This is a genomic window from Kitasatospora sp. NPDC033851, assembly GCF_055576085.1.
The window spans coordinates 13,141-38,778 of record NZ_JBVIRL010000044.1 but is presented as its reverse complement, the minus strand read 5'-3'; the positions used below and the strand labels follow the sequence as shown (position 1 = coordinate 38,778).

The following is a 25,638-nucleotide window of genomic DNA, read 5'->3' as shown; positions in this document are numbered from 1 at the left end:
ACCGGATCCGCCACCCGCTCCGAACGACCCGTAGCCACCGCCCCACGCGTCACACACCACAACGGCGCACCGACCCCGGCATCGCCCAACGCCTGGACGAGCAGGGTGGTGAGCAGCAGGCCGGTCGACACGCCGTCGGTCCGGCGCTCGTCGAGGGCGAGCAGCGACAGGACGCCTGCGACGGCTGCGCCGTCGGCGACGCGCTGTCCGAGGAGTTCGGTCAGGCCCGAGCGGTCGGTGCGGGCGGCGTCCAGCTCGATCGGGCGGACGTCCACGCCGCGGTCGGTGAGGGCCCGCACCGTGCCGAGCACGGCGGTGCCCTCGGCCGAGCCGGTCGGGACGGCGAGCAGCCAGACGCCGGCGGTCAGCGCGGTGGCGGCCTCGCCGATCGGCTTCCAGGTAGCGCGGTAGCGCCAGGCGTCGGTGGTGGCCTGCTCGCGGGTCCGGCGGCGCCAGGCGGAGAGGGCCGGGAGCACCGAGCTGAGGGGCTGGTCACCGCTGAGGGCGAGAGTGCTGGAGAGCGCGTCGAGGTCGCCGGTGTCGACGGCCTCCCAGAACCGGGCGTCGACGGCGTCGACCGCGGCCGCGGCGGGCGCGGGGGCGGCCAGGTTCTCCAGCCAGTACCACTGGCGCTGGAAGGCGTAGGTGGGCAGGTCGACCCGGCGCGCGCCGGTGCCGGCGAAGACGGCAGGCCAGTCGACGACGCTCCCGCGCAGGTGCAGCAGGGTGAGGGCGGTGGTGAGGGTGCGGGTCTCCGGGCGTCCGGCGCGCAGGGCCGGGGTGAAGAGGGCGTCCTCGGTGACGCAGTCCTGGCCCATCCCGGAGAGCACCCCGTCGGGGCCCAGTTCCAGGTAGGTGCGGACGCCCCGGCCCTCCAGGACGGAGACGGCGTCGGCGAAGCGGACGGCCTCGCGGACGTGCCGCACCCAGTACCCGGGGTCGGTCAGCTCGGTCGAGGCGAGCGCGCCGGTGAGGGTGGAGACGATCGGAATCCGCGGAAGTTCGTAGGTGATCTGCTCGGCGACGGCGCAGAAGTCGTCCAGCATGCCGTCCATCAGCGGGGAGTGGAAGGCGTGGCTGACGGTCAGGCGCTTGGTGCGGCGGCCCGCCAGCTGCGCGACCACGGCCTGGACGGCGTCCTCGGCACCGGAGATCACCACGGAGTTCGGGCCGTTGACGGCGGCGATGCCGACGCCCTCGGTCAGCAGCGGCAGCACCTCCTCCTCGGTGGCCTGCACCGCGACCATCGCACCGCCGCGCGGCAGCGCCTGCATCAACCGGCCACGAGCTGCCACCAGCTTCGCGGCATCCGCCAGCGAGAACACCCCGGCGACGTGGGCGGCGGCCAGCTCGCCGATCGAGTGGCCGGCCAGGTAGTCCGGGCGGACCCCCCAGGACTCGAGGAGGCGGAACAGCGCCACCTCGACGGCGAACAGCGCCGGCTGGGTGCAGCCGGTCTCGCCGATCAGTGCCTCGTCGGCGATCGCCTCGCGCAGCGGGCGGTCCAGGTGGCGGTCGAGTTCGGTGCAGACCGCGTCGAAGGCCGCCGCGAAGGCGGGGTGGGCGGCCGTCAGCTCCGCGGCCATGCCGGCCCGCTGGCTGCCCTGCCCGGTGAACAGGAAAGCGGTGCGGCCGGCGGTGACGGTGCCCTGCAGGACGTCGGCGTTCGACTCGCCGGCGGCCAGGGCGGCGAGGCCGGCCAGCAGGTCGGCGCGGTCCTCGGCGATGACGGCGGCCCGGTGCTCCAGGACGGCGCGGCCGGTGGCGAGCGAGAGGGCGATGTCGCCATCGGTCGCCTCCGCGGGCGTGCCGGCGGTGCGGTCCAGGTGGGTCAGCAGGGCGCGGGCCTGCTCGCGCAGCGCGTCCTCGCTCTTCGCGGAGAGCACCCACGGCTGGACGGCCGGGGCCTGGTCGGCGGGCTTCCGGGTGCGGACGGCGGCCGGGGCCTGCTCCACGATGGTGTGGGCGTTGGTGCCGCTGAAGCCGAAGGAGGAGATGCCCGCGCGGCGCGGACGGCCGGTCTCCGGCCAGGGGCGGGCCTCGGTGAGCAGTTCGACCGCGCCGGACGCCCAGTCGACGTTGGGCGAGGGCTCGTCGAGGTGGAGGCTCTGCGGCAGCGTACCGTGCTGCATCGCCATGACCATCTTGATGATGCCGGCGACGCCGGCGGCGGCCTGGGTGTGGCCGATGTTGGACTTGAGGGAGCCGAGCCAGAGCGGCTGGTCGTCGGTGTGGTCCTGGCCGTAGGTGGCGAGCAGTGCCTGGGCCTCGATCGGGTCGCCGAGGGTGGTGCCGGTGCCGTGCGCCTCGACGGCGTCCACGTCGGTGGCGGTCAGGCCGGCGTCGGCGAGGGCTTGGCGGATGACCCGCTGCTGGGAGGGGCCGTTGGGGGCGGTCAGGCCGTTCGAGGCGCCGTCCTGGTTGATCGCCGAGCCGCGCACGATGCCGAGCACCGGGTGCCCGTTGCGGCGGGCGTCGGAGAGCCGCTCGACGAGGAGCATGCCCGCGCCCTCGGACCAGCTGGTGCCGTCTGCGGCGGCGGAGAAGGACTTGGAGCGGCCGTCGCGGGCGAGGCCGCGCTGGCGGCTGAAGTCGACGAACGCCTCGGGCGTGGCCATGACGGTGACACCGCCGGCCAGGGCCATCGTGCACTCGCCCTGGCGCAGCGCCTGGACGGCGAGGTGCAGCGCGACCAGCGAGGAGGAGCAGGCGGTGTCGACGGTGACGGCCGGCCCCTCGAGGCCGAAGGTGTAGGAGACGCGGCCGGAGGCGATGCTGCCGGAGGTGCCGGTGCCGAGGTAGCCCTCGACGCCCTCGGGGACGGCGCCGAGCCGGGTCGCGTAGTCGTGGTACATCACGCCGGCGAAGACGCCGGTCCGGCTGCCGCGCAGCGTCGCCGGGTCGATGCCGGCCCGCTCGAACGCCTCCCAGGAGGTCTCCAGCAGCAGGCGCTGCTGCGGGTCCATGGCGAGCGCCTCGCGCGGCGAGATGCCGAAGAACGCGGCGTCGAACAGGCCGGCGCCGTGCAGGAAGCCGCCCTGGTCGGCGTACGAGGTGCCGGGGTGGTCCGGGTCGGGGTCGAAGAGGTGGTCGAGGTCCCAGCCGCGGCCGGACGGGAACGCGGAGATCGCGTCGACGCCGCCGGTGACGAGCTGCCACAGCTCCTCGGGCGAGGAGACGCCGCCGGGGTAGCGGCAGGCCATGCCGACGATGGCGATCGGCTCGTCGTCGCGGCGGGCGGGGGCGGCCGCGGGAAGGGCGGACTGCTCCGCGGCGCCGGCGATCTCGGTGCGCAGGTGGGCGGCGAGCGCGGCGGGGGTCGGGTGGTCGAAGATCAGCGTGGGCGGCAGGCGCAGCCCGGTGGCGGCGTTCAGCTCGTTGCGCAGTTCGACGGAGGTCAGCGAGTCGAAGCCGAGCTCGTTGAAGGCCCGGCCGGCGTCGATGGTGTCGGAGGACGCGTGGCCGAGCACGGCGGCGACCCGCACGCGCAGCAGTTCTAGGAGTTCGCGGTCGAGCTCGGCGTCGGAGAGGCCGGCCAGGCGGCGCATCAGGTCCGTGCCGCCGGAGCGGCCGGCGCGGGCGGTCCGCCGGGTGGGTGTGCGGACGAGGCCGCGCAGCTGGGCGGGGAGGGTGCCGGCGGCGGCCTGGGCGCGCAGCGCGGCGAGGTCCAGGCGCATCGGGACGAGCACCGGTTCAGCGGTCGCGGTGGCGGTGTCGAAGAGGGCGAGGCCCTCGTCGTCGGCGAGGCCGGTCAGGCCGCTGCGGGCGAGGCGCTGCAGGTCCGCGCTGTCGAGACCGGCGGCCATCCCGCCGTCGGCCCACGGGCCCCAGGCGAGGGAGGTGGCGGGCAGCCCGGTGGCGCGACGGTGTTCGGCGAGGGCGTCGAGGACGGCGTTGGCGGCCGCGTAGTTGGCCTGGCCGAGGCCGCCGAGCACACCGGCGTTGGAGGAGAAGAGGACGAAGGCGGTGAGCGGCTGGTCGGCGGTCAGCTCGTGGAGGTGGAGGGCGGCGTCGGCCTTGGGCCGCAGGACGGTGTCGAGGCGCTCGGGGGTGAGGGCGTCGAGGACGCCGTCGTCGAGGACGCCCGCGGTGTGGACGACGCCGGTGAGCCGGTGTCCGGCGAGTGCGGCGGCGAGGGCTGCGCGGTCGGAGACGTCGCAGCCGGTGACGGTGGCCTCGGCGCCGTGCTCGGCGAGGTCGGCGAGGAGTTCGGCGGTGCCGGGGGCGTCGGCGCCGCGGCGGGAGAGCAGCAGCAGGCTGCGGACGCCGTGCTCGGCCGCCAGGTGGCGGGCGACCAGGGTGCCGAGGGCACCGGAGGCGCCGGTGACCACGACGGTGCCGTCGGGGCCGAACGCGGGGGCGGCGCCGGCCCCGGCCGGGTCGGCGGCGGTACGCGCCCGGGCGAGCCGGGGGACGTGCACCGCGCCCTCGCGGACCGCGAGTTCGGGTTCGCCGGAGGCGAGGGCGCCGGCCAGGACCTCGCCGGGGATGCCGTGCGCGTCGAGGTCCAGCAGGACGAGCCGGTCGGGGTGCTCCAGCTGGGCGGAGCGGATCAGGCCGCGGACGGCGGCGCGGGCGAGGGCGCCGGGGCCGTCGGCCGTGCCGCCGGTCGTGAGGACGAGGCGGGCGGCGCCGAGGCGGTCGTCGGCGAGCCACTGCCGGGCCGCGTCGAGTGCCCGGTGCAGGGCGGCGCGGAGGGCGGCCGGGTCGTCCGGTTGCTCGGCGTCGACGGGGCCGACGGGCAGGAACACCGCGTCGGGGGCAGCGCGGCCGGCCTCGACGGCGGCGGTGAGGGCGGCCGGGTCGGGGTACTGCTCGGCGCCGAGGGCGGCGAGCTCGGGGGTGGCGGCGCCGAGGACGGCCCAGCGGCCGGTGGTGGCGGCGGAGACCGGCAGGGCCGTCCACTCGACACGGAACAGTGCGTCGCTGCGGGCGGCGCGGGCGGCGTCGAGCTGCTCGGCGGAGATCTCGCGCAGCGCCAGGGACCGCACCGACAGGACGGGCTGCCCGGTGGCGTCGGCCGCTTCGAGGGCGACCTCGCCGCGGCCGAGGACGGTGGCGCGCAGGCGCAGCGCGGTGGCGCCGGCGGCGTGCAGGGTGACGCCGTGCCAGGAGAACGGCAGGCCGCCGCGGACGGCGTCGTCGTCGGTGTCCGCGCCGAGGGCGTGCAGGGCGGCGTCGAGCAGGGCGGGGTGCAGGCCGTAGCGGTCGGCGCCGTCGAGGGCGGGCTCGGGCAGGTCGATCTCGGCGAGGATCTCGGTGCCGCGCAGCCAGACGGCGCGCAGGCCCTGGAAGGCCGGTCCGTAGCCGAAGCCCGCGTCGGTGAGCCGCGCGCGGACGTCCTGGACGTCGACGGGCCGGGCGTCGGCGGGGGGCCAGGCGGCGAGGTCGGGTCCGGCCGGGTCGGCGGCGGGGGCGAGCAGGCCGCCGGCGTGGCGGGTCCAGGGCTCGTCGGCGTCGGCGTGCTCGGGCCGCGAGTGCAGGGAGAGGGTGCGGCTGCCGGTCCGGTCGGCGCCGCCGACCACGATCTGCAGGTGGACGCCGCCCCGGTCGGGCAGCAGTAGCGGCGCCTCCAGGGTGAGTTCCTCGACGAGGCCGCAGCCGGCCTGTTCGGCGGCGCGGACGGCGAGTTCGACGAAGGCGGTGCCGGGGAGCAGGACGCTGCCCTGCACGGCGTGGTCGGCCAGCCAGGGGTGGGTGTCGAGGGCGATCCGTCCGGTGAACAGGATGCCGTCGCCGTCGGCGAGCGCGACGGCGGCGCCGAGCAGGGGGTGGTCGACGGCGCCGAGGCCGACGGCGGTGACGTCACCGCCGTCGGAGCCGGGCGCGAGCCAGAAGCGCTCCTGTTCGAAGGCGTAGGTGGGCAGGTCGACACGGCGGGCGCCCTGCCCGGCGAAGACGGCGTCCCAGTCGGGGGCGGCGCCCCGGATGTGGGCCTGGCCGAGTGCGGCGGTCGCGGTGTGCACCTCGGGGCGGTCGCCGCGCAGCAGCGGGACGAACACGGCGGCGTCCGGGTCGGCGAGGCAGTCCGGGCCCGTCGAGGAGAGCACCCCCTCGGGACCGAGCTCCAGGTAGGTGGTGACGCCCTGGGCCTCCAGGGTCCGGACGGCGTCGCAGTAGCGGACGGCCTCGCGGACGTGGCGCACCCAGTACTCGGGGTCGCCGATCTCCTCAGCGGTGACGGTCCGGCCGGTGAGGGTGGAGACGAGCGGGACCTTGGGTTCGGCGTACGAGACGGCCTGGGCGCAGCGGCGGAACTCCGCCAGCACGGCGTCCATGTGGGGCGAGTGGAAGGCGTGGCTGACCGTCAGGCGGCGGGTCTTGCGGCCCTGCTCGGCCCAGTGGGCGGCGACGGCGAGGACGGCGTCCTCGTCGCCGGCGACGACGACGGAGGCGGGGCCGTTGACCGCGGCGACGGCGACGGCGGCCTCGCGGCCGGCGAGGGTGGTGCGGATCTCGTCCTCGGTGGCCTGGACGGCGGCCATGGCGCCGCCGGCCGGCAGTGCCTCCATCAGGCGGCCGCGGGCGGCGACCAGCAGGGCGGCGTCGGCGAGGGTGAGCACGCCGGCGGCGTGCGCGGCCGCGAACTCGCCGATGGAGTGTCCGGCGACGGCGTCGGGACGCAGGCCCCAGGACTCGACGAGCCGGTGGAGGGCGACCTCGACGGCGAACAGGGCGGGCTGGGTGTAGGCGGTGCGGTGCAGCAGCTCGGCCTCGGGGGTGCCCTCGGCGGCGAACAGCACCTCGCGCAGCGGCCGTTCGAGCTGGAGGTCGAGGTGGCCGGCGGCCTGGTCGAGGGCGCGGGCGAAGACCGGGTACGTCTCGTAGAGTTCGCGGCCCATGGCGAGCCGCTGGCTGCCCTGGCCGGTGAAGAGGAAGGCGGTGCGCCCTGGGGCGGTGCTGCCCTGGAGCAGGCCGGGGGCGCCGAGGCCGTCGGCGAGGGCGTCCAGGGCGCGCCGGAAGCCGTCCCGCTCGCCGGCGACCACGACGGCGCGGTGCTCGAAGGCGGTGCGGGTGGTGGCGAGGGAGTGGCCGAGGTCGGCGAGGCGGTGCTCGGGGTGCGCGTCGAGGTGGGCGGCGAGCCGGCGGGCCTGCGCGCGCAGCGTCTCCGGGGTCCGGGCGGAGAGCACCCAGGGCAGCGCCGCGGGCGCGCGGGTGGCGGGTTCGGCGGCCGGGATCTCCGAGGTCTGCGGGGCCTGTTCGAGGACGGCGTGGGCGTTGGTGCCGCTGAAGCCGAAGGACGAGACGGCGGCCCGGCGGGGGCGGCCGGTCTCCGGCCAGGGGCGGGCCTCGGTGAGCAGTTCGACCGCGCCGGACGCCCAGTCGACGTGCGGGGAAGGCTCGTTGACGTGCAGGGTCCGCGGCAGGACGCCGTGGCGCATCGCCATGACGGTCTTGATGATGCCGCCGATGCCGGCGGCGGCCTGGGTGTGGCCGATGTTGGACTTGAGGGAGCCGAGCCAGAGCGGCTGGTCGTCGGTGTGGTCCTGGCCGTAGGTGGCGAGCAGGGCCTGGGCCTCGATCGGGTCGCCGAGGGTGGTGCCGGTGCCGTGCGCCTCGACGGCGTCCACGTCGGCGGCGGTCAGGCCGGCGTCGGCGAGGGCCTGGCGGATCACCCGCTGCTGGGAGGGGCCGTTGGGTGCGGTGAGGCCGTTGGACGCGCCGTCCTGGTTGATCGCCGAGCCGCGGACGACCGCCAGCACCGGGTGGCCGTTGCGCCGCGCGTCGGAGAGCCGCTCGACGAGGAGCATGCCGACGCCCTCGCCCCAGGCGGTGCCGTCTGCGGCCTCGGCGAAGGGCTTGCAGCGGCCGTCTGGAGCCAGGCCCCGCTGGCGGCTGAAGGCGACGAAGGAGCCCGGTCCGGCCATCACGGCCGCGCCGCCGGCCAGCGCGACGCCGCACTCGCCGCGGCGCAGCGACTGTACGGCCAGGTGGAGGGCGACCAGCGAGGAGGAGCAGGCGGTGTCGACGGTGACGGCGGGGCCCTGGAAGCCGAAGGTGTAGGAGATCCGGCCGGAGGCGACGCTGGCGGCGTTGCCGGTGACGAGGTAGCCCTCCATGCCGTCAGCGGCCTCGTGCAGCCGGGGGCCGTACTCCTGGGCCTCGGCGCCGATGAAGACGCCGGTGCGGGACTCGCGCAGGCCGGTCGGGTCGATGCCGGCGCGTTCGAACGCCTCCCAGGCGGTCTCCAGCAGCAGGCGCTGCTGCGGGTCCATGGCGAGCGCCTCGCGCGGCGAGATGGCGAAGAAGCCGGGGTCGAACTCGTCGGCGTCGTGCAGGAAGCCGCCCTCGCGCGCGTACGAGGTGCCGGCCCGGTCGGGGTCGTCGTCGAAGAGGCCGGCGAGGTCCCAGCCGCGGCTGGTCGGGAACGGGGAGACGGCGTCGACCTCGTCGGCGACCAGCTGCCACAGCTGTTCGGGGCTGCGGGCGTCGCCGGGGAAGCGGCAGGCCATCGCCACGATGGCGATGGGCTCGTCGGAGGCGCCGACGGAGGCCGGCAGCGGCTCCGACTCGGCGGCCAGGCCGAGCAGTTCGGCACGCAGGTGGCGGGCGAGCGAGGCCGGGGTCGGGTGGTCGAACACCAGGGTGACCGGCAGGCGCAGCCCGGTGGCGGCGGTGAGCCTGCTGTGCAGGTCCACGGCGGCGAGCGAGTCGAAGCCCAGTTCCAGGAAGGGCCGGTCGGCGTCGACGGCGGCGCCGGAGCGGCCGCGCAGCGCCTCCCTGGCGCGGTCCAGGACGAGGCTCAGGACGGTCCGCTGCTGCTCGGCCTCGGAGGAGTCGGCGAGCCGCGCGCGCCAGGACGAGACGCCGTCCGAATTTGCGACATCCGCGCCGGCCGGCTCCGGAATGAATTCCTCGGACTGGTTCATCATCGCGCGCTCCACTACCCGGCTGACGGTATCAAACACCGTTGGCCAGCGTGGCACGGGAATGCGCCGCCGGATAACCCCTTACGGGGCCCCTCAGCACCCCTACGATTTCGGCCGGCTACCCCTAGGAATTCTCGGGGGTGCCGACCGGGAGGAAATCGCGGAATGCGCCCGGCGAATTCCTCACCCACAATCGGGCCACGCTAGCGCGTCCCGGCGGGCCGGTAAAGCGGGCCACCGGAACTCGCGCCCGAGTGGGGCACCGGGGTGCGGGACGTTCACCCCGGGCCGCGACCCGGGTGAGCCGGGTGCCGGTCCGGTCAGTCGCGGACCAGGAACGGCGCGAGGAGCCCGGGCACGGCCTCCTCGGCGAAGGCCAGCCCCTCCCCCTCGGCGACGTCGCGCACCCGGTAGACGCCCGCACCGGCCGCGGTGGCGGCCCCCAGGGTGAGCAGCCCGGCACGGCGCTGGAAGTAGGAGCGGGAGACCGTCCAGCCGATCACGCCCTCGCGCCGGAGGGCGACGGTGCGGCGGACGAAGGTGCCCGACCTGGCCACCAGGTAGGGGCCGGTGAGGCCGTGGCCGAGGGCGCGGTGGGCGTCGGCGGCGAGCAGGGCGCCGGCGGGCAGCAGCACGGCGGCGCTGATCCCGGCGGCGACCAGGAAGGCGGGCAGCCAGATGCCCGGCAGCGCCACCGCGCCGACCACCGGCAGGACGACCAGCAGGGCCCGGTTGAGCCTGCGGCGCAGCGCCCGGCGGGGGTGGCGGTGCAGGTCGGCGCGCTCGGTCGGCGACCGGTCGTCGCCGAGCACCGCGGCGGCGACCCGGAGCACCTCGGAACGCGGTGAGGGCGGCATCAGGGCCCCGCGGGAGCGGTTCTCCTCGGCCGAGCCGAGTCCGCCGGCGACGGCCTGGAGCCGGGCGCCGCCGCCCGAGCGCAGCAGCAGCGGCTCGACCAGCTCGACGCCGCGCAGGCGCCGCTCCTCGATGGAGACCGACCGGTGGATCCACAGTCCGCGCCGCACCCGCAGAATGCCGCCCTCCTCGCGGGCCAGCCGGAAGCCGGACCAGCCCTCGACGTACAGGGCCACCGCGCCGGCGGTGCCGACGGCGGCGACGGCCAGCAGGGTGACCGGGACGGCGACCCAGACGGGCACAGCGGTGAAGGCGTCGGCCGCGCTGCGGACGACGCCCAGCTCCAGCGGGTCGACCTGCATCTCGTGCAGGGTGCGGTAGGCGGCGCCGAGCACGGCGAACAGGCCGCCGACGCCCCAGACGGTCAGCGGGGCGTAGCGGGTCCAGGACGGGTCGAAGGCGGCGATCGTGTCGTCGGCGGCCTGTTCGACCTGCCCGTCGTGGCCGGCGGCGAGCAGCGCCGCGCGCCGGTTGAGCAGGTCCCGGCGGAGCGCGGCGGCCTGGTCGCGGGTGACGCCGTCCAGGGTGAGCGAGCCGCCCGAGGAGCCGACGGCGGCGACGCCGACGGTGACCGCGGCGAGGCCGGCGAGGCGCTGCAGCGGCTTGGCGGTGACGTCGGCGTTGCGGATCCGCCCCAGCAGGACGGTGCGGCGGCTGCGGAACAGCAGGCCCTTGTGGACCTCCAGCCGGTCGTGGGTGACGCGGTAGCGGGTGGTGAGGCAGCGCATCAGATTGATGCCGGCGACCACCCCGAAGGCGATGGTGAGCGAGGCGACCGTGATCAGGGCCTGCAGGTTCGGCGTGCCGTGGCCGCCCAGCGCGGTGCCGGCCGCGGTGGCGGCGGGGGCGAGCAGCCAGCTGAGGTGGACGGGGACGGAGCGCAGGCTGAGCCGCTGCCAGTCGGGGCCCTCCGGCCCGTCGACGGGCGCGGTCCCGGCGCGCTGGCCGGGGACGGTGGCGGGGTCGGCGACGGAGTCGGCCGTGCCGGGCTGCTCGGGCCCTGCGGGTTCGGTACTCATGTGGCGTCCCCCGGGGTGGCCTGGGTGGTGCGGGTCAGGTGCTCGACGACCTCGACGGCCCTGCGGTGGTCGATGCCGCGGATGGTCACGTCGCCGGCGGCGGAGGCCGTGGTGACCTTGATCCCGGCGAGCCCGAACAGCTGCTCCAGCGGACCGCGGACGGTGTCCACGGTCTGGATCCGTGACAGCGGGGCGACCCGCCAGCGCTGCCAGAGCCAGCCGGAGGCCGTGTAGACGGCCTCGTCGGTGGTCTCCCAGCGGTGCACCCGGTAGCGCCACTGCGGCATCACCGCGATGTACGCGACGCCGGGGACGGTGACCGCGAGCAGCACCCACCCGAAGACGAACCGGGCCGGCGGGATCAGGAGGTAGAGCGCGGCGGCGGCCAGGATGAGCGGTACGGGGATCAGCGAGGCCTGCACCGTCCACCAGGCGAGGGCGCGGCGCTCCACCCGGTGCCGCGGCGGCCGCAGCCGGAGTCCTTCGGATGAGGGCATTTCCTGTCCTGTTCCTATCGGATGGTGACCCGGAGGCGTCGGCGGCGGTTCAGCACCACGACCGTGCGTACGAGTACGGTGGCGAGTGCCATCAGCACGAGCGAATTCGAGAACACGTCGGGCCCGCTGATCCGGTACTTGATGGCGAACTCGATGATATCGGCGGTGTACCAGTGCTCGATTCCGTAGACGAAGACCACCCGGGCCGCCGACATCAGGAGCCAGAACAATGCGTAAAGCAGGCCCGCCCGGGTGTACACGTTCCCGTCGGAATCCAGCTCGCCGGGGAGCATCGCCCCGGCGGTCAGGCCCAGGATGATGCCGATGCCGATGCCGACCAGTTGCAGCGAGAGGTCGTTGCCGGCCAGCTGCGGGCTGTGGAAGAACAGCACCATCACGGCGGCCACCGCGATCAGCGGCCGGATCAGGCGCATGGTGGTGACCCGGCGTCGGCCGAGGTCGCTGGCCAGGATGACGGCCAGCACCGTCCCGCTGACCACCAGGGTGGTGGTGAACCCGCTCATGTGGTGCGGCTCCCGAGGATCGTCCGTCGAGGAACGCGGTTCGTCCTCGCTGATCTCCACGCTAGGGACGCGGCGCGGGCGCCGGAACAACCGGTGGACGGACCGGGTGTCCACCGGTCGGTGGACACCCGGGGCGACGGCGCGGCGCGGACCGGCCCGGCCGACGGGCCGCCGGTCGGCGGGTGCACGCGGCGGAGGGCGCGTGGTAGGACTGGTCAGCGTGCCAGCCCGTGCCCTGCCCGACCAGCCCCCCGCCGCCGTCCGTCCCGTCCCCTCCGACCCGCCCGACCCGGGTGCGCCGGGTGCGCCGGACGTCCGCGCCGACGGCGCGCAGGCGGCCTTCCGACAGGATCCGATGGCCCGTTGGGCCGGCCTGTGGGACGCCTACTTCGGGCTCTGCTACCTCGTCACCGCCGGGCTGCTACTCACCTCGCAGGCCGCGCCGGGCCGGGTCGCCGGCGCGGTCGCCGCACTGACCCTGATGGTGCCCTGGTACGCCGCGTTCGGGCGGCCACTGCTGCGCGGCGGCGAACGGCCGCCCCGCAGCCGCTGGTTCGCGGCCGGTCTGCTCACGCTGTTCGCGGTGGCCGCCGTCCTCGACCTGGCCGCCGCCTTCGCACTGTTCGCCGTCTGCCCGATGCTGCTGATGAGCCTGCCGTCCTCGCTCGGGATCGCGGTGGTGCTCTGCGCCAACCTGGTGCCGCCCGCCCTGGTGTGGGTCAGCAGCGGACGGCTCGGCCCCGAGGTGCTCGGCGTGCTGCCGCTGACCCTGCTGGGGATCGCGCTGACCGTGCTGCTGGGCCTGTGGATCACCAGGGTGATCGAACAGAGCCGCGAACGCGGCCGGCTGATCGATGAGTTGGAGCGCAGCCGGGAGCGGGAGGCCCGGCTGTCGCGCCAGGCCGGGATCGCCGCCGAGCGCGAACGCCTGGCCCGCGAGATCCACGACACCGTGGCCCAGGGCCTGACCAGCATCATCGCGCTGATCCAGACCGCGGAGGCGGAGCTGGAGGACGACCCGCAGCTGGCCCGGCGGCACCTCGCACTGGCCGCCAGGTCCGCCGTCGACAACCTGGCGGAGACCCGCGGCTTCGTCGCCGCGCTCACCCCGGCGGCGCTGCGCGGCGACTCGCTGGGCGAGGCGCTGCGGCGCCGGGGCGGGGCGTTCGCCGCCGAGACCGGGCTGACCGTCGACTACACCGCCGAGGGCACCGAGTTCCCGCTGCCGACGGCGGTCGCGGTGGTGCTGCTGCGCGCCGCGCAGGAGTCGCTGGCCAATGTCCGCAAGCACGCGGGCGCCCGACGGGTCGCGCTGCGGACCGAGTTCACGGACGGCGAGGTGCGGCTGACGGTCACCGACAACGGCTGCGGGTTCGACACCGCGGGGCCGACCGAGGGGTACGGGCTGCGCGGACTGCGGGCCCGGCTCGCGGAGACCGGCGGCACCGCCCGGGTGTCCAGCAGGCCCGGCTTCGGGACGGTGGTGGACGTCCGGGTGCCGCTCGGCACCGTCGGCCCGGCCCGGCCCGACGACAGCACCCGCGACGATCCCGACGGAGGGAACCGATGACGCCGCCCGCCCCCGCTGCCCGGGCGATCACCGTGCTGATCGCGGACGACCACCCCGTGGTCCGCGAGGGCCTGTCGGCGATGCTGGAGTCCGCGCCGGGGATCGCCGTCGCGGGGACGGCCGGCGGCGGCGAGGAGGCGGTGGTGCTCGCCGCCTCGCTCGACCCGGACGTGGTGCTGATGGACCTTCGGATGGGCACGATGGACGGCGTCACCGCGACCGCGCGCATCCTGGCGCACTCGCGTCGCCCTCGCGTGGTGGTGGTGACCACGTACGAGAGCGACGCGGACATCCTGCGCGCGGTCGAGGCGGGCGCGGCGGGCTACCTGCTGAAGGGCACCTCGCGCAGCGACCTGATCGACGCGGTGCGGGCCGCCGCCCGCGGCGAGACGGTGCTCTCCCCCGCCGTCGCGGGCCGGTTGTTCCGGGCGCGGGCGCAGGAGGCGCCGCCGGTGTCGGCGCGCGAGCGCGAGGTGCTGCAGCTGGTCGGCCGGGGTCTGACCAACGCCGACATCGGCCGCGAACTGCACATCGGCGAGGCGACGGTGAAGACGCACCTGCTGCGGATCTTCCGCAAGCTGGAGGTGTCCGACCGGACGGCGGCGGTGCTGGCCGCGATGGAGCGCGGGCTGCTGGACTGACCGGGCGGCCGCGGCCGGACGCGCGGCGGGGCCACCGTCCGGGTGCCGGACGGCGGCCCCGCCGAGCCGACCCGGCTCAGGCGTCCGGCGCCGCCGGGCCCGCGCCGGCGAGGGCGAGCTCGGACATCCGGCGCTTGTCCGGCTTGCCGTTGCGGTTGAGCGGGAAGCCCTCCACGACGACCACCCGGTTCGGCTGCTCGTAGACGGGCAGCAGCTCGCCCAGCACCGCCCGCCAGTGGGCGGCGTCGCGCAGCTGCTCGTCCTCGACGAAGAACACCAGGCTGCTGCCGCGCCGCTCGTCCGGTAGCGCGACGATGCGGGTGGCGCAGCCCCCGGCGGCGGCCTTGCGCTCGACGATCTCCGGGTAGAGCGTGTGGCCGTTGCGGTGCACGGCGAACTTCCGTCCGAGGACGAAGAGGTTGCCGTCGGCGTCCAGGTAGCCGAGGTCGCCGGTGCGGAAGACGTCCTGGGCGACCGGGTCGATGCCGCCCTCGTCCGTCAGGTAGCCGATCATCACGTCCGGTGTCTCGACGAGCAGTTCGCCGACGACTCCGGCCGGCACCTCGCGGTCCTCGTCGTCGACGACCCGGATCCGCAGGCCGTCCATGACCCGGCCGCAGGAGACCGCGTTGTCGGCGGTGGCGAACGCGACGTTGCCGGCCTCGGTGCTGCCGTAGCTGTCGAGCAGCGGCAGGCCGAGACGCTCGACGTACAGGTCGGTGAGCGACTGGTCGAGCGGGGCGGCGCCGCTGCAGAACATCCGGACGGCGCCGAGCGAGCGCTCCAGGACGGGCCTCTGGCGCAGGATGCCCAGGATGCTGCGGTAGGTCGCCGGGGTGGCGTCCAGCACGGTGGCCCCGGAGGGGCCGGCCATCCGCAGCGCCCGGTCCAGGCGCTTGTAGGGGGCGATGACCAGCGAGCCCTGCACGATCCACGCGATCAGCACCATCGACAGGCCGTACTGGTGCGAGAACGGCAGCAGCGGCAGGAGCACGTCCTCCGCGGTGTGGCCCATGTGGTGGGCGTTGCGCTCCAGGTTCTTCAGGAACCGGCCGCCGTTCTTGACGATGCCCTTGGGTGCGCCGGTCGAGCCGGAGGACCACATGATCAGTGCGTCGTCGAGGTCGCACCAGGCGCCGAAGTCCAGGTGCTGATCCGTCACCCTGACCTCGGGGGCGACGGAGATCAGCTCGTAGAGGTGGACCGGATCGGCCTCCGGCGGGACCGGCGCGTCGTCGTCCACCAGCACCAGCTTGGTGCCCGCGCGGCGGATGATCGAGCCGGTCGCCTCTCGTTTCTCCTGCTGGTCCACCAGGACGACCGAGGCGCCCAGGTGCATCAGGGCGAAGAGCACGGAGACGTAGCTCACGGAGTTCCCGGCCTTCAGCAGCACCCGGCTGCCGAGTCCGACGCCGCGCTCGCGCAGCACCTGCGCGACCCTCAGGGTGTCCTGCTCGAACTCGGCGAGCGTCGCCGCCGAGTCCTCCGCAAAGATCTTTGCCGCCATCGGCTCACTCTTCCTTCTCGTACTCGGCGGCCACCGAGGGGGCGCGCCCGCCACTGCGGCGCGCGGGCGTCGGATCCGGGGCCGAGGGGGAGGTCCGCGGCAGTCGGCTGACGCGGCCTTGGGTCGGGCGCCCGTGGCGCCGGGCGCGCCGCACGACCGGCGGTCGGGGCCCGGCCGGGATCGCCGGAGCTCCGCCACGTCCGGGACGTTACCGACGGGTCGGCGGCTGCAGTACCCCTATCCGCCCCCACCCCTGCGGGGTCGCCCCGGTCCGTCAACTCCCCTTCACCGCAACCGTGCTGGACGTTCAGGGCCGCGGCACGGCGATCGCCGTCAGGACCAGGCCGGACGCGGCCAGCCAACGCCCCCGGAAGCCGGGCAGCCGGCGCCCGGCCACCACCGGGCCGGGGACGAGCAGCCGTGCCGTGAAGATGCCGTCCGGAGAGAGCACCAGGGTCGCCTCGGTGAAGTCGAGCATCAGCCCGGTCAGCGGGAACCACGCCTTGTAGACGCTCTCCTTCGCGCTGAACAGCAGCCGGTCCGGGTGGAGCTCGGGCCGCGCGCGGCGCAGGGCGGCGAGCTGCGGCAGCTCCTCCGGGCGGCCGATCGCCTCCAGGACGCCCTCGGGCAGCGGCAGGTCGGACTCGGCGTCGATGCCGAGGCTGAGCAGGCGGTCGGCCGGGGCCAGGGCGGCCGCGCGGTAGCCGGCACAGTGCGTCATGCTGCCGACCAGGCCGTCCGGCCAGCGGGGTTCCCCGCGCGGACCGGGCACCAGCGGGACGGCCGGGCGGCCGAGGGCGGCCAGGGCGCGTCGGGCGCAGGCCCGGACCGCCCGGAACTCCGCCTGCCGCAGCGGCACCGACGCCGCGATGTGCTCCTGCTCCTCGGGGAAGAGCTCCGGCGCCTCGGCGGCCGCGGTCGGCAGCACCCCGGTGGACTCCGCCACCGCGACCCCGTCGGGCAGGATCCGTTCGATCACCGGGCACCCCGCTCGGGCAGGATCCGGGTCAGCCCGGCCGGCGCGCCCGGTCCGCGTCGGCGCCACTCGCGCGGGTAGCCGACCGACACCTCCTCGAAGCGGACGCCGTCGTAGCGGGTGCTGCGCGGGATGTGCAGGTGCCCGTAGACGACGGCCGCCGTGCGGAACCGGGTGTGCCAGTCGGCTGTGGCGGTGGTGCCGCACCACTGGGCGAACTCGGGGTAGTACAGGACGTCGGTCGGGGTGCGCACCAGCGGGTAGTGGTTGACCAGGACGGTCGGCACCGCCGGGTCCTCCGCCGCGAGCCGGCGTTCGGTGGCCGCCACCCGGGCCCGGCACCAGGCCTCGCGGCTCGGGTAGGGGTCGGGGTGCAGCAGGTACTCGTCGGAGCAGACCACGCCGCTCTCGTGGGCCCGGGCCAGGGCCTGCGCCTTGGTCCGGGTGCCCGGCGGCAGGAAGGTGTAGTCGTAGCCGACGAACAGCGGCGCGATCCGCACCGGGCCGCCCTCCCCGTGCCAGAGCGGGTAGGGGTCCTCCGGGGTGTGCACGCCGAGGCCGCGGCAGATGCGCACCAGGTGCTCGTAGCGGGCGACGCCGCGCAGCGCGACCGGGTCGGAGGGGTGCGTCCACAGTTCGTGGTTGCCGGGTGCCCAGACGACGGTGGCGAAGCGCTCGGCGAGGACGCCGAGGGCCCACTCCACGTCGGCCGCGATCTCGCCGATGTCACCGGCGACGATCAGCCAGTCGCGCGGGCCGTGCGGGCGCAGGCCCTCGACGATCGCGCGGTTCTCCTGGTAGCCGATGTGCAGGTCACTGGTCGCGAAGAGCGTGCCGTCCGCCGCACCGGGGTGGTTCGTCAAGGGGTGGTGCCTTCCTCGGGGCCGCTCGGCCGCGCGTGTGCGCCGACGGCCGGTCAGGCGGCTGGTGTGAGTGCCGTTTCGGGGGCGAGCGTGCTGGTGCTGAAGTTGTCGACGGTGCAGCGCAGCCGGCGCAGCAGCCGGTCGCGTCCGACGATGGTGATCCGGTCGACGCCGAGGCCGGCCAGGGTGGCCACCACGCCGGGCCAGTTCATCGGGCGGACGAATCCGCCGAGCAGCCAGGCCGAGGCCTGCGAGGCGCTCTCCACCAGCGAGCCGTCCTGGTCGGAGACGATCGGCACGCGCGGGTCGCGCAGCCGGTAGCGGGCGAGGACGTCCTGCTCGACGCGGTCGCGCAGCGGGCCGAAGATGCTCGCGTGCGCGGGCGGGCGCATCGTGTACAGGGAGTAGCCCCCGCTGTCGCCGATACGGCGCTTGAAGCCGTCCAGGGCCCGTTCGGAGAGCGAGACCATGCAGAGATCGTGGTCGAGCCGGGAGGAGACCTCGTACCACTCCCCGGCGTCGGCGAGTTCGGCGAGCAGCTCGTCGAGCAGCTCCGGGCCGATCTTGACGAAGGAGTGGGTGACGATGTCGCGGTGGTGCTCGGTGAAGTACGCGGCCTCGCAGCGGGCGGTCTCGGCGACCAGGCTTACGGCCTCCTCGAAGGGCAGCACGCCGGCGTGCGCGGCGGCCGCCGACTTGCCGAAGCTGACGCCGGCGCAGTAGTCGGCCGGCTCCTGCCGGCCGGTGGCCAGACCCCACTCGACCAGGGCCAGCGAGGCGACGAAGGAGGCCACCTGCGCGGTCTCGGAGTAGTCGTCGTCGCTGTCGCGCAGCGCGTCGAAGACGCTGTGGCCGAGCACCTCGTCGGCGGCCGCGAAGTACTTCCGCGCGCCGGCGTTGACCACCATGAAGCGGCCGAAGTCGGCGAAGCGCGAGGGGCCCATGGCGGGGAAGACGAGTGCGTTGCTCCCCGGCTCACCGGTCGTCATGTCAGCCCGTTCTGTCGGCGGTTCGGGACGGGACGGGGCCGGCCGGCGGTGCCGGGGGCAGGGGTCCCGGTGGAACACAACCGCGCCGGCCGGGGCGGCCGCCACCCCTGTCGGCACCCCTGCGGCCCCTAGGCCGGCGGCCGCGGCGGACCCTCGCTGACCAGGGGTTGTCGGGGCGGGCGGCGTCCGCCTAGCGTCGGTGGCGGCGAACGACGCCCGGGGACGACGGCACCCGCTACCTGAGGACGCACGCGATGAGGATTGCTTGCTGGCAGGCCGCGTGCGGCTCCCCCGACGTCCCGCACCTGGTGGCGCGGCTGCGGGAGGCGGCCCGCCGGGCCGCCGAGGCGGGCGCCGAGCTGCTGGTCGCGCCGGAGATGACCCTCGGCGGCTATCCGCTGCGGCCCGGCAACCTGGCCGAGGCCTCCGGGCCGGTGGACGGCCCGCACTGCGCGGCCGTCTCCGCGGTCGCCCGGGAGTTCGGCATCGCCGTGGTGCACGGCTGGCCGGAGGACGACGGCACCGGCGTCTACAACGCGGCCCGGTTGGTGGGCCCGGACGGCGGCACCCTCGCGGCCTACCGCAAGGCGCACCTGTTCGGCGACGTGGACGCCTCCCGCTTCGCCCCGGGCGACCGCGGCGTGGTGCAGGCCCGCCTCGGCGGGCTGACCGTGGGGCTGCTGGTCTGCTACGACGTGGAGTTCCCCGAACCGGTGCGGGCGCACGCGATGGCCGGCACCCAGCTGCTGCTGGTGCCGACGGCGCTGATGCGGCCCTGGGACGTCGTCGCCAGGACCCTGGTGCCGGCCCGGGCCTTCGAGAGCCAGCTGTACGTGGCGTACAGCAACTGGATCGGCGCGCACGGCGGCCTGGACTTCTGCGGGCTGACCACGGTGGCCGCGCCGGACGGCACGCGGGTGACCCTGGAGGAACCCGTCGAGGGTCTGCTGCTGGCGGACGTCGACCCGGCCGTGGTGGCGAAGGCGCGCGCCGACACTCCCTATCTCCACGACCGGCGTCCCGAGCTCTACGAGGGTCTGCCCGCCCGACTGGGCTGACCCTGTGGGCTGGGCCCCGAAAGGTGTCCCATGTCTCCCGGTACCGGCGCGTTCTCGCGTGAACTGACCGCCCCGCTGACGATGTTCGGCCCCGACTTCCCGTTCGCCTACGACGACTGGCTGGCTCATCCGGCCGGGCTCGGCCGGGTGCCGGCCGAGCGGCGCGGCACGCCGGTCGCGGTGGTGGGCGGCGGCGTTGCGGGCCTGGTGGCCGGCTACGAGCTGCTGCGGCTGGGCCTGCGCCCGGTGGTGTACGAGGCCGGGGAGCTGGGCGGCCGGATGCGGGCGGTGCCCTTCCCGGCGGATCCGGCAGTCTCGGCCGAGATGGGCGCGATGCGCTTCCCGCAGTCGGCGCGGGCGCTCTTCCACTACGTGGACGCGCTCGGTCTGGAGACCAGTCCGTTCCCCAACCCGCTGTCGGCGCACACCCCGAGCACCCTGGTGCACCTGAACGGCGAGCACCGGGTGGCGCGGACGGCGGAGGACCTGCCGCCGGTGTACCGGGAGGTGTCGGACGCCTGGGAGAAGACGCTGCTGGAGCAGGCCGAGCTGGCGGTGGTGGAGGCCTCCGTCCGTCGGCGCGACGCCCCGCTGCTGAAGGCGGTGTGGAACCGGATGGTGCGCACCCTGGACGACCAGTCCTTCTACGGCTTCCTGGCGGCCTCGCCGTACTTCCGCTCGTTCCGGCACCGGGAGATCTTCGGACAGGTGGGATTCGGCACCGGCGGCTGGGACACCGACTTCCCCAACTCGATCCTGGAGGTGCTGCGGGTGGTGTTCACCGGCGCCGACCAGGACCAGGTGCGGCTGGTCGGCGGGACCGGCGGGTTCGTGGACGGGCTGTGGACGCGCCCGGCCGGCCCGGGCGGGCACTGGCCGGCCGGTACTTCGCTGGCCACCCTGCACGGCGGGCGGCCGCGTCCCGGGGTGCGGGCGCTGCGCCGGGCCGGCGACGGCGTGGAGGTGACGGACGCCGACGGGGTGTCGGAGCGCTACGCGGCGGTGGTCTTCACACCGCACGTGTGGACACTGCTGAACCGGGTCGCGTGCGACCCGGCCCTGCTCTCCCAGCAGCACTGGACGGCGGTGGAGCGGACCCACTACATGGGCGCCTCGAAGCTGTTCGTCCTGACGGACCGGCCGTTCTGGCTGGATCGCGACCCCGCCACCGGCGCGGACATGATGAGCATGACGCTCACCGACCGTGCGCCGCGCGGGGTCTACCTGTTCGACCAGGGCGGCCCTGATCGGCCGGGCGTCATCTGCCTGTCGTACACGTGGAACGACGACTCGCTGAAGTTCGCCACGCTCAGCGACGAGGAGCGGCTGGAGGTCCTGCTCGCGCGGATGGCGGAAATCTATCCCACGGTGAATCTCCGCAGGCATATCATCGGACCGCCCGTTACGGTGACTTGGGAGACCGAGCCGCTGTTCATGGGCGCCTTCAAGGCGAACCTGCCCGGACAGTACCGCTATCAGCGGAGGCTGTTCACCCAGTTCGTGCAGGACGGCTTCCCGGCCGGTCAGCGCGGGTTCTTCCTGGCCGGGGACGACGTCTCCTGGACGGCGGGATTCGCCGAGGGCGCGGTCACCACCGCACTCAACGCGGTATGGGGCGTGGTGCACCACCTCGGCGGCGCCACCGACCCGGCCAATCCCGGCCCCGGGGACGTCTTCGACGAGATCGCGCCGCTCCTCCTGCCGGAGGAGTGAGCGCACGCCTCGTGGGCAGGCATGCGGGTGTCGGGCTGGGTAGCGATGGGGGACGGCAGCGGTGGACGCTAGGTGGGGGCTGGGCCCGGGACGGCCGGGCACGAGGCGACCGGACCTCGGGTGTCGGGAGCCGTGCCGGTCCGGCCCGCCGCCCCGGAGCCGGACGGAGGCCGGCGGCGGCGCAACACCGGACCGGGCAGGACGGGCGATGGCACAGCTGATCAGCGCGGCGGAGACGACCTGGGTGAAACTGCTCACCGGTCTGGCCGCCGACGAGTTCGCCGAACTGCTGGAGTCACTCCGCCCCCTCGCCGGAGACGACGGGCCGCGGGCCGGCCGGCGCTGGGCTCTCGGACTGGAGGACCGGGTCCTGCTGGTGATGACGTACCGGCGAACCGATCTGACCATGCGTGAGGTGGCCACTCTCTTCGGCATCTCGAAATCCGCCGCCGACCGCATCGTCGGCCACCTCGGCCCGCACCTGGCGTTCACCGGCACGCTGCGCAGCCGCCGCTGCCGGCTGGTCGTCCGGGACGGGACCGCGAACGACACCGGCGGCGTCCCTCCGCAGGACGGCGACCGCTCCGACTGCCGGCAGCCGTAGGTCACTGCCCTCAGGCCCCGGACATCGGCCCCGGCCCGGCGGGTCGCATCCCGCGCCGACCGCGGCCGGACCCGCCGCACACAACCGCTCCACCTCACGACCACCGAATCGCCCACCCACGGACGGCCGGTTTCCCTCAGCAGCACTCCGCTGCGGGAAACCGGCCGTTCGCTTGTATGTCCGAGTAATTACGGGACAGTTACGGAAATGAGCGACCCCGGACGGCGCCGGCGGGTACCCCTGTTCGGAAGTTGACGGCTCCGGGCCGCCGCACGGGCGGGCGGCAGCCCGGCGAGATGGGCGATTAGCCCGGATTTGCGGCTTCGACCCCGCCGAACGGGGGCCCCTACCCCTACCCCTAGGGCTCCTAGCGGCTACCAATCTTGATCAGTTCCTGATGGCAGGTATCGTCCGGCGGGGTTCGGCAGTGTTATGTTCTGACCAGTTGTCCCGCAACTCCTTTTCACGGCCTCGGCAGACGGCCACAGTGGCGGAGCGGACGGGCATGCAATCCGTGCGATCGCGATTCTGGTTGAATCCCGGATCATTCTTCATTCGGGCCGGACCGGAATTGTCGCCGCCAGTTCACCGGGGGAACAGTGTTCAACGCTATGGGATATGGCATTCAACACGTTGGGAACAGGCAGCCGAACGGATCGCCTCGAAACAGATCCAGACGCACCGTCAACTTCGTTTTCTCGCCTGCCAGTCAGTGAGGCGAGCGGCGCCGCCAGCGAGGACTCGCCCGGTGGGCAGCGGTGCCGACGCCCCGATCCCGGCGAACCGACGCCCCGTCGACCGGCCCCCGCGAGCCGAGGCCCGGAGGCCTGCCGGGAACGCCTTTGAACATTCCGTGCCGCCGTGCGCGAACGCGCCCCCGTACCCGGGCATTCGCCACGGTCGGCTGTCGGGAACCGAAGCGAGGAGCCCAGCACATGACGCCCCGAACCGAATTGATCGAACGTGGCGAGGAATTGCTCCAGCTGAGCCGAATCACCACCGACGCACTGAACGGGGTGGGAGCGGTCGGCCTGGTGGCAGGACCGGTCGCCACCGGCAAGAGCGTCCTGCTCAGCGCACTGTGCGAGCAGGCCCACACGGCAGGCTTCGTCACCCTGCGTGCCGTCGGGGCGCAGGCCGAGGACCACACGCCGCTCAGCATCGCCGGCCAGCTGCTGCGCCACGCCCCGCTCAACCCGGCGCGCCACGAGCACGTCCAGCGCCTGCTGCGGCTCGCCGTCACCTCCGCCGCGGCCGCCGGGACCGATGCGCCGCCCGCCCTCCACGCACGGACCGGCCCGGACTCCGACGCGGGCCGACCGGCCCGGCTCTGCGGCGATCTGGTCCAGGAACTCTGCGCCGTCCTGTTCGAACTCTCCACCGTGTCGCCGATCCTGATCTGCGTCGACGACGTGCACCACGCCGACGAGCACTCCCTGCAGTGGCTGCTCTTCCTGATCCGACGGCTCGGTTCGGCCCGGATCGCCGTGGTCCTGGCCGAGCGCACCGCCTCCCAGCACCCGCAGCCCGCCTTCCACGCCGAACTGCTGCGCCAGCCGAACTGCCGCCGCGTGATGCTCGGCCCGCTCAGCCACGACGGCGTCAGCGCCCTGACCGGCGCACGGCTCGAGGACGGCCGGCGCACCGTCGGGCAGCGCGACGAGGAGCTCGCGGCCCCCGAGCTCTGCGCCCGGGTCGATGCCCTGACCGGCGGCAACCCGCTGCTCGTCCACGCCCTGCTGGACGACCTACGGACCTGTACCCGGCTGCCCTCCGAAGCCCGGTCCGCCACTCTGGGGGCCGGCTACGCCTTCTCCCAAGCCGTCGTCAGCTGCCTGCACCGCAGCGAGGCCTCGGCGCTGGCGGTCGCCCGCGGCATCGCCGTCCTCGGCGACGAGAGCTGCGTCCAGGTGCTCGGCCACCTGGTGGACCGCTCCCCCGCCTCGGTCGAACGCGTGATCAGAGGTCTCGACTCGGCCGGCATGCTGGAGCACGGCCGCTTCCGCCACCCGGCGGTGCGCACCGCCGTCCTGCACGACACCGACGCCGGCGAGCTCAGCCGCCTGCACTTCCGCGCCGCCCACCTGCTCTACACCCGGGGCGCCCCCGAGCGGGCCATCGCCGAGCAGCTGCTGGCCTCCACCGAACCCGGCGAGGCCTGGAGCACCAAGGTGCTCTGCGACGTCGCCCGCGAGGCGCTGGTGGACGGCGACGCCGCACTGGCCCGGCGCTGCGTCGAGCACGCCCACCGCAGCTGCACCGACCGCCGCCGGCGCGGCGAGGTGCTGACCCTGCTGGCCGGCGTCGAGTGGCAGCTCCAGGCCGGCAACGCCGTCCGCCACCTGCCGCAGCTCACCTCCGCCCTGCGCTCCGGCGACCTCGGCGAACGCCAGTCCGTCGTGGTGCTCAAGTACCTGCTGCGGCACGGCCGGCTCACCGAGGCCTCGGCCATCCTCGAACACATCATCGGCCAGCAGTGGACGGTCGAGAGCCGCACCGCCGCCGAACTGCAGACCGTCAAGCTCATGCTCTCCAGCTCCTACCCCGGCGCCATCGCCGACCTGCCGCCGCTCGGTCCCTGCCGGGTCGACGAGGGGCACACCCCCGCCGCCGTCCGGGCCGACCCGCAGCTGCAGGCCGCCGCCGTCCTGGACGAGGTGCTCAGCGGGCGGGCCCGCGAGCACACCTTCCTCGCCGCCGAACAGGTCCTGCGCAGCCTGCGCCTGACCTACCGCTCGTGGGAGCAGGCCGAGTTCGCCCTGCTCGCGCTGATCTACGGCGACCAGCTGGACCGGGCGGCGCTCTGCTGCGACCAGCTGCTGGAGCGGATCGGCAACGCCGCCGAGGGCTGGCGCCCGCCGCTGCTGGCGCTGCGCAGCCAGATCGCCGCCCGCCAGGGCCGGCTGGCCGACGCCGAACGCGACGCGATGGCCGCCCTGGAGGCGATGCCCTGGCAGGGCTGGGGCGTCAACATCGCCCTCCCGCTGGCCACCCTGCTCTGCGCGCAGACCGCGATGGGCAAGTACGAGGACGCCGCGGAACTGCTCAACCGCCCGGTGCCGCAGGCCATCTACAAGACCCGCTACGGCCTGCACTACCTCTATGCGCGAGGCGAGTTCCGGCTGGCCACCAACAACTCCCAGGCCGCCCTGGACGACTTCACGATCTGCGGCGAGATGATGCAGGACTGGGACCTCGACCTGCCGAGCGTGGTGCCGTGGCGCGGCGCCGCGGCCCGGGTGCACCTGCAGGCCGGCGACTCCCAGAAGGCCAGGGTGCTGATCGACGAGCAGACCCGGCGCCTGCAACCAGGGCCGTCCCGCTCCCGCGGCATGACGGTGCGCCTGAGCGCCGCCGTCGCCGAGCTCAAGCACCGCCCCTCACTGCTGCGGCAGGCCGTCGACGAGCTCCAGCGCAGCGACTCGCCGATCGAGCTGGCGCTGGCGCTCGCCGACCTCGGCTACACCCACCAGAAGCTCGGCGACCACAAGCGTTCGCGGATCATGATGACCCGCGCCTGGCAGCTGGCCAAGGAGCACCGGGCCGAGCCCATCCAGCGCGGCCTGTCGAACCTGTTCTCCGACGTCCGCGAGGAGGTTCCGCAGACCGCAGGGGGCGCCTCTGCGGGCGGCCTCAGCGACGCCGAGCGCCGGGTCGCCTCGCTGGCCGCGCTCGGGCACACCAACCGCGAGATCGCGCGTGAGCTGTTCATCACCGTCAGCACCGTGGAGCAGCACCTGACCCGGGTGTACCGCAAGCTCAAGGTCACCCGGCGCAGCGACCTGCCGGGCGAACTGTGCCTGGCGGCCGGCGGGGGCACCGCCGGCTACGCCTGATCCCCGATCGCTCCCGCAGCCCGCTCCGCGCTCCGCACCGGCGCGGCAGAACGACC

General features: G+C 74.8%; 14 protein-coding genes. 6 read left to right on the top strand and 8 right to left on the bottom strand.

What is annotated here, in order from left to right:
* The 4 genes from ACZ51D_RS40680 to ACZ51D_RS40665 form a co-directional block, all read right to left on the bottom strand.
* The coding region (locus ACZ51D_RS40680) for an SDR family NAD(P)-dependent oxidoreductase (RefSeq protein ID WP_465665313.1) at positions 1-8,873 on the bottom strand (8,873 nt) is incomplete at its 3' end.
* A 317-nt stretch (positions 8,874-9,190) separates the two neighbouring features.
* Entirely contained in the window at positions 9,191-10,804 is a 1,614-nt protein-coding gene (locus tag ACZ51D_RS40675) for a PH domain-containing protein (RefSeq protein ID WP_465626387.1), read from the bottom strand.
* A complete protein-coding gene (locus ACZ51D_RS40670; RefSeq protein ID WP_465626386.1) occupies positions 10,801-11,301 on the bottom strand; it encodes a PH domain-containing protein in 501 nt (166 codons plus the stop codon). Before ACZ51D_RS40670 ends, ACZ51D_RS40675 begins: the two co-directional genes overlap by 4 nt.
* 14 nt (positions 11,302-11,315) lie before the next feature.
* A complete protein-coding gene (locus tag ACZ51D_RS40665) occupies positions 11,316-11,825 on the bottom strand; it encodes a hypothetical protein (protein WP_360509054.1) in 510 nt (169 codons plus the stop codon).
* A 220-nt stretch (positions 11,826-12,045) separates the two neighbouring features.
* Between ACZ51D_RS40665 and ACZ51D_RS40660 the strand changes: the two genes are divergently transcribed.
* Both ACZ51D_RS40660 and ACZ51D_RS40655 read left to right on the top strand, forming a co-directional pair.
* Positions 12,046-13,395, top strand: a complete 1,350-nt coding sequence (locus tag ACZ51D_RS40660; protein ID WP_465626383.1) for a sensor histidine kinase — start codon at positions 12,046-12,048, stop codon at positions 13,393-13,395.
* The gene (locus tag ACZ51D_RS40655) at positions 13,392-14,036 is read left to right on the top strand and encodes a response regulator transcription factor (RefSeq protein ID WP_360509058.1); all 645 of its coding nucleotides are present in this window, start codon (positions 13,392-13,394) and stop codon (positions 14,034-14,036) included. The genes ACZ51D_RS40660 and ACZ51D_RS40655 overlap by 4 nt, the downstream gene beginning before the upstream one ends.
* Positions 14,037-14,112: 76 nt before the next feature.
* Here the strand turns inward: ACZ51D_RS40655 and ACZ51D_RS40650 are convergent, their stop codons facing one another.
* From ACZ51D_RS40650 to ACZ51D_RS40635, 4 genes are all read right to left on the bottom strand, one after another.
* Positions 14,113-15,543, bottom strand: coding sequence for a class I adenylate-forming enzyme family protein (locus tag ACZ51D_RS40650; RefSeq protein WP_465626381.1), 1,431 nt, complete (start codon positions 15,541-15,543; stop codon positions 14,113-14,115).
* Between the two features lie 307 nt (positions 15,544-15,850).
* Positions 15,851-16,522, bottom strand: a complete 672-nt coding sequence (locus tag ACZ51D_RS40645) for a 4'-phosphopantetheinyl transferase family protein (RefSeq protein ID WP_465626379.1) — start codon at positions 16,520-16,522, stop codon at positions 15,851-15,853.
* Positions 16,519-17,382 (bottom strand): metallophosphoesterase family protein, encoded by an 864-nt coding sequence (locus tag ACZ51D_RS40640; protein ID WP_465626377.1) that lies wholly within the window; start codon positions 17,380-17,382, stop codon positions 16,519-16,521. The genes ACZ51D_RS40645 and ACZ51D_RS40640 overlap by 4 nt, the downstream gene beginning before the upstream one ends.
* A 53-nt stretch (positions 17,383-17,435) precedes the next feature.
* The gene (locus ACZ51D_RS40635; RefSeq protein ID WP_465626375.1) at positions 17,436-18,371 is read right to left on the bottom strand and encodes an ACP S-malonyltransferase; all 936 of its coding nucleotides are present in this window, start codon (positions 18,369-18,371) and stop codon (positions 17,436-17,438) included.
* A gap of 254 nt (positions 18,372-18,625) precedes the next feature.
* On the opposite strand from ACZ51D_RS40635, the gene ACZ51D_RS40630 reads away from it, so the two are divergent.
* The 4 genes from ACZ51D_RS40630 to ACZ51D_RS40615 all read left to right on the top strand — a co-directional run bounded on the left by ACZ51D_RS40630 (position 18,626) and on the right by ACZ51D_RS40615 (position 25,582).
* Positions 18,626-19,429 (top strand): carbon-nitrogen hydrolase family protein, encoded by an 804-nt coding sequence (locus ACZ51D_RS40630; protein ID WP_465626373.1) that lies wholly within the window; start codon positions 18,626-18,628, stop codon positions 19,427-19,429.
* A gap of 30 nt (positions 19,430-19,459) precedes the next feature.
* Positions 19,460-21,142 carry a flavin monoamine oxidase family protein gene (locus ACZ51D_RS40625; protein ID WP_465626371.1) on the top strand — a complete coding sequence of 561 codons (1,683 nt, stop codon included), beginning with the start codon at positions 19,460-19,462 and terminating at the stop codon, positions 21,140-21,142.
* A gap of 208 nt (positions 21,143-21,350) precedes the next feature.
* A complete protein-coding gene (locus ACZ51D_RS40620) occupies positions 21,351-21,746 on the top strand; it encodes a helix-turn-helix domain-containing protein (RefSeq protein WP_360509072.1) in 396 nt (131 codons plus the stop codon).
* 935 nt (positions 21,747-22,681) lie between these two features.
* Positions 22,682-25,582 (top strand): helix-turn-helix transcriptional regulator, encoded by a 2,901-nt coding sequence (locus tag ACZ51D_RS40615; protein WP_465626368.1) that lies wholly within the window; start codon positions 22,682-22,684, stop codon positions 25,580-25,582.
* The last annotated feature ends 56 nt before the right edge of the window (positions 25,583-25,638 follow it).